At 30.8% G+C, this 5,305-nt stretch carries 5 protein-coding genes; 2 read left to right on the plus strand and 3 right to left on the minus strand.

Annotation, left to right across the window (positions count from 1 at the left end):
• Nucleotides 1-318 precede the first annotated feature (318 nt).
• Together U9R42_02010 and U9R42_02015 are read left to right on the plus strand one after the other, a co-directional pair.
• Nucleotides 319-1,038, plus strand: coding sequence for a (Fe-S)-binding protein (locus U9R42_02010; GenBank protein ID MEA3494788.1), 720 nt, complete (start codon nucleotides 319-321; stop codon nucleotides 1,036-1,038).
• Nucleotides 1,039-1,225: 187 nt separating this feature from the next.
• Nucleotides 1,226-1,390, plus strand: coding sequence for a hypothetical protein (locus U9R42_02015; protein ID MEA3494789.1), 165 nt, complete (start codon nucleotides 1,226-1,228; stop codon nucleotides 1,388-1,390).
• An 11-nt stretch (nucleotides 1,391-1,401) separates the two neighbouring features.
• On the opposite strand, the gene ispE is transcribed toward U9R42_02015, so the two are convergent.
• From ispE to U9R42_02030, 3 genes are read right to left on the minus strand one after another with little or no spacing between them, the layout of a single operon-like run.
• Nucleotides 1,402-2,211: a 4-(cytidine 5'-diphospho)-2-C-methyl-D-erythritol kinase gene (gene ispE / locus U9R42_02020; GenBank protein ID MEA3494790.1), complete on the minus strand. Its 810-nt coding sequence runs from the start codon at nucleotides 2,209-2,211 to the stop codon at nucleotides 1,402-1,404.
• 7 nt (nucleotides 2,212-2,218) lie between these two features.
• Complete coding sequence (locus U9R42_02025; protein ID MEA3494791.1) at nucleotides 2,219-4,204, minus strand: T9SS type A sorting domain-containing protein; 1,986 nt, start codon at nucleotides 4,202-4,204, stop codon at nucleotides 2,219-2,221.
• Between the two features lie 55 nt (nucleotides 4,205-4,259).
• On the minus strand, nucleotides 4,260-5,195 hold the full coding sequence (locus tag U9R42_02030) for a DUF58 domain-containing protein (GenBank protein ID MEA3494792.1): 936 nt from the start codon (nucleotides 5,193-5,195) through the stop codon (nucleotides 4,260-4,262).
• Between the last annotated feature and the right edge of the window lie 110 nt (nucleotides 5,196-5,305).

Raw genomic sequence — 5,305 nt, forward strand, 5'->3', positions numbered from 1 at the left:
TGGCTAATTATCAATGTCTTGCCACAAAGACACAAAGGCACAAAGTTGCACTAAGAAAAAATACATAATATAACAGTCAGATAATAAATATGTTAGCATAAAGAATTATTATGCGAAACTTGAGTTATTTATTCATTCATTCATTCATAAATAAGGTTGACACTATATTAAATGCTATTACTAGTTATTTCCTCATTTTGTTAGTATAATTTGGATAGGCAAATCCATAAATTCTCATGTAAAAAAACAATTGTCTAAAAAAATAATGATAAAATGTTTAAGCCTTTTATCTTTGTGCATTAATTTAACAATAGAAGAATGGAAGTAGATATTTTTATACCTTGTTTTATAAATCAATTATATCCTGAAACGGGCTTTAATATGGTAAAAGTTTTGGAAAAACTTGGATGCAAAATAAATTATCCTCAAAATCAAACTTGTTGTGGTCAACCTTCTTATAATGGGGGCTACAAGGATGAGGCAATGAAACTTGCAAACAAATTTCTTAATGATTTTGACAGTAACAGATATATTGTTAGTCCTTCTGCTTCCTGTGTTGGTATGGTAAGGCATAATTATGAAGAGTTTTTTACTAATTCTTCAAAAATAAATAAATACAGAAATCTTCAAAGCAGATTGTTTGAATTTACTGAGTTTCTGTTAAAAGTACTTAAGGTTGAAGATGTAGGAGCAAGTTTTAATAAAAAAATAACTTATCATGATTCATGCAGTGCAATTCGTGGATTGGGTATAAAAAGCGGTCCTCGTAAATTATTGAGTAATGTTACTGACCTTCAATTGATTGAAATGAATGAAAGTGATACTTGCTGTGGCTTTGGTGGAACTTTTTCTATAAAAATGGAACCTATTTCAAGTGCAATGGCTGAGCAAAAAGTAGCAAATGCTCTTGAAACAGGTGCTGAATATATTGTTGGTACCGACACTTCTTGTTTAATGCATATTGATGGTTATGCAAAAAAGAATAATAAAAATATAAAGGTAATGCATATTGCCGATGTTCTTGCTCAAGGACTTTAGGGAACTTCTAAAAATTAGTTCAAACTAAGACTTTCATAAAATTTTGTAGTCGAATAAAATTTGATTATCCACAGTATTTAAGGGGGGTTCTATAAATACATTCGCATTAAGATTCTCAGAGTTTTTTATAGACAATGAAAAATTTTGAAACACTATCGGGATAATGTAAAAAGTTTTGAAGAAGTATATGAAAAACTCTGAAAACCCTTTGGGAACAAAGATAATAAATAATCTGACTGCGTTAAAATTTTGCTCAATAGCTACGGTTATTCAGAAAAATTTGTGCCTTGCATCTTATTCATTATCTTTGTTTCTTAAAAGAAATGTATTTATAGAACCCCCCTTAACATAGAACCAATCTTTTCAAAAGTAATCTTGCCAGATTTTACAATTTTTAAAATTATTTTTTGTGTCAATTTTTTTAGAGGAAATTGCATACACAGAGGAACCACTTCCTGTTAATGAAACGTATTCTGCACCCTTTTTATAAAGTTCGTCTTTAATATCTTTTATTTCAGGATGTTTTTTTAAAAGGTATTTTTCGAAATCATTTTTAATAAGTTTTTTCCAATTCCAAGGGGCTTCATTTATAGATTCTTTTAAAGATAATTCGGATTTTGTGGGAGTCAAACTTTGATAGGCTTCCTTTGTTGAAATATTAATAGCGGGCGAAATAATTGTTAAAAAACTTCTGCCTGCAAACATACTAATTTCTTCAAAAATATTTCCTGTACCCGAAGCAAAAACTGTTTTATTTTTTATAAAAAACGGGCAATCACTACCAATGGGTTTTGATAATTCAATAAGTTGATTGTCAGTTAATTTAAGTTCAAAAAGTTGATTTAACATTTTAATTGTAAAAGCTGCATCTGATGAACCTCCTCCAAGTCCGGCACCCATTGGAATATTTTTGTAAAGAATAATTTCTACATTTGATATGTCAAATTTTTCCTGAATTATTTTGAATGCTTTTACAACTAAGTTGTCTTCGGTTTTTCCTTGAACTTTATTGCCGTATTGTACAAATTTGAATTCCTTAGAAACTAAAATTTCCAGTGCATCATAATATTTTTTTACAGGATAAAAAATACTTTCAATATCATGATATCCGTCATTTCTTTTGTTAACAACGTTTAATCCTATATTAATTTTTGCATTCGGAAAATCCAGCATTTTACAACTATTTAAGTAGTATTCTTTTTGAAACTGAACTAATTTCATTACTTACTTTACACAAATAAATACCTTTTGGATATTTTGAAAGATTAATTACTTTGTGATATCGTCCATTAAAGTTTTCTAATTTGTCTTCAAAAATTACTTTTCCAAGCATATTTGTTATGCAGATATTAATAGTGGTAGAGTTTTGAAAATTTAAAACAAGATTTACTTTTGCCGTAGTTGGATTAGGGTAAACACTAATATTTTCATTACTCAAAGTGCTATTGGCAATTGATGAAGGCCAATTTGTGGATGCAGAGTCAACAATTCCTTGGCTGAGATTGAAATATGTGCCGCTTGCTGTTTGTTGGAGTTTTACTGCACGTACCATATAAACGGTGTTTCCATTGTATGATTCATCGTCTGTAAAAGTTGTTCCTGAAACTAAATTATCGTTGACTTTGATAAATGTTCCATGTAGTAAATTGCTTTTATAGATATTGTATCCCAAAATATCATTGTCGGTTGAAGCTGTCCAGTTTATTTGGCAAGTTACATTTGCAATGCTATCAACAGTAATTCCCGAAGGGGGTTTTACAACATGCATTCGTATAGTTGGATCACCCATTAAAGCAATATGTGTTTTGTTGAATGACCAATTAAAATTTCCGTGGTAAAATTCTGTTGTATTATTTTGAGTAAGTCTTGTAGCATAACCAATATTTTGACCAAGTATCATGTGTTGAAAATACCACAAAGGAATTGCACCCCAACAACTTGTAAGACAAAATGGCTCGGAAGCAATGGCTGCTCTAAGCAGATTATTTTCAATATCCCAATCACCGAAGTAACTTCCTGTAAGCATTGTAAAAACAGTTTTTACATCTTTTGTAGCAAAATCACTTGTGCGTCCAATACCTGAACAAGAAGTGTAACTTCCTCCACCTGAACCACTTGACCATAAATAGCTTCTTGCTTGTAGTTCAGTGAAATAATCTTTGCCATCCCTTTTATTATCAAAAACATTTTCTTGTCCAAACATTGACGAAAAGTTTTGCCATCCGGAGGCTGTTAAATTATAGCTGTTAAAATTGTCATCAATAATTCCACGTTGTTCAACTTGAATAATTCCTGTTCTGAAATCATGGTCTTTGTCAAGGTATCTTTTCATTAAAGCTGTATCGTTGAGTGCAAATGCAGGCATATTTAACAAATCAACTCTGCCAATTTCAAGTTCTACTTCCGAAGGTAAAGTCATTTGGTCATATTTACCATCTCCCGGAATATTTTTATTTTCATCGCGTGAAGCTGTAGAATTATTTACTGTGTTGTCTGTCCATGTACCATCAATATCTCCATAAAAAACATCAGCAGGCCATGCACCTTTGTGATTGGAGTGTCCGTCATAATTCATATTTCCCGAATAGGGAACAGCAATGTGTCCAAAGAGAAAAACCGTTTTAACATTTTGGTATGAATTGTAATCTGAAACAATTATGTCTTTTACCTCTACAACAGTCTTGGTTCTGGGGATGTTGTGTTTTATTACAAACCAACCGTCATTGATCATGTCTTTTTCTAATCGCTCAATCTCATTTTGCAATGGTAAAGTGTAATGGTCATCAACAAGCAGAATTACAGCCCCTCTTGATTCAATAGCCGGAATTTTTATCCCTGAATAAGTGAATCCTAATGCTGTAATATTTGTGCCTTCAATTTTCCCAACCATGTAATCGTAAGCAATTCCAATGTTAACATTGTTGTCTATGAAAAAAGTATCTGTAGGTTGAGCAATAGCATTTCCCCAAATTTTTGTTTGTCTGCTTTTTTTATAAACCACATAATTATCGGCATCATCAAAACCAGCCCAATGAAGAATTATTTTAGCAGGATTTTCCTCTACTGAGGCTGAGAGTTGAACAACTTGAGAAAATGAAGCTGTTTGAGAATTTGCAGTAAAAATACATGCAATTACGAATAAAAATATAGAACTTACTTTTTTCATGCTTTAACTTTTTTGGTTAACAGAAAATTTCTGGCTGCCAAATTACTAAAAAAAATCAAAACATTTTAGCTCTTTTTACAAGGTAGGATTGTAAAACACTAAAGAATCCTTTGTTTATATCAGCTTCTACATAATCAATATGGTATTGATTGCATTTTAATTTTAATTTATTTCTAAAATTTTCAAATTGCATGATGTAGTCTTTTCTTATTTCTCCGGGAAAAAGATCAATTTTTTCATTTGTTTCAAGGTCAATAAATCTGTAAGGGCGATTTTTATAATCAAATTCAATTTCCTTTTTTTTGTCGAGAACATGAAATAATATTACTTCATTTTTTTTGTATTTTAAATGTTGTAATCCTTCAAAAAAGGCATCTTCATTATTCATGTTGTCAAACATATCACTAAAAATTACAACAAGTGAGCGTTTGTGAATATTTTCTGCTATTGAGTGTAATGCTTGGGCTGTTGCTGTTTTTTTGTTTTTTTCTCCATTATCAAGATTTTTTTGCAATTGATTAAAAAGCAGTTGGATATGTGCATGACTGGATTTGGCAACAAAAGAATCCTCAATTTTTTCAGAAAACACTGTTAGTCCAGTAGCATCTCTTTGTTTTTTTAGCAAATGAATAAGTGAAGCAATTGCATATATTGAAAATTGTAATTTATTATAATTTTTATCGGGGAAATACATTGATGATGAGTTGTCAAGTAAAATCTGACATCTTAGGTTTGTTTCTTCTTCATACTTTTTTACATACAATCTATCGGTACGTGCATAAAGTTTCCAATCAATGTGTTTTGTAGATTCGCCTGTGTTATAACTTCTATGCTCAGCAAATTCTACTGAAAAACCATGAAAGGGACTTTTGTGAAGTCCTGTAATAAAACCTTCAACAACATGCTTGGCAATTAGTTCAAGTTTTCCAAGTTGTTGTATTGATTCTATATCAAGTGTATTTACATGAGCATTTATCATATACTTCTTCAAAACTTTTTACATTATCCCGATTTGTTTCAATTTTTTTCATTGTCTATAAAAAAACTAAAAATCTTAATGCCTGTCTGCCGACATAGGCAGGCGAATGTATTTATAGAACC

This window comes from Bacteroidota bacterium (assembly GCA_034723125.1).
Taxonomy (GTDB): domain Bacteria; phylum Bacteroidota; class Bacteroidia; order CAILMK01; family JAAYUY01; genus JAYEOP01.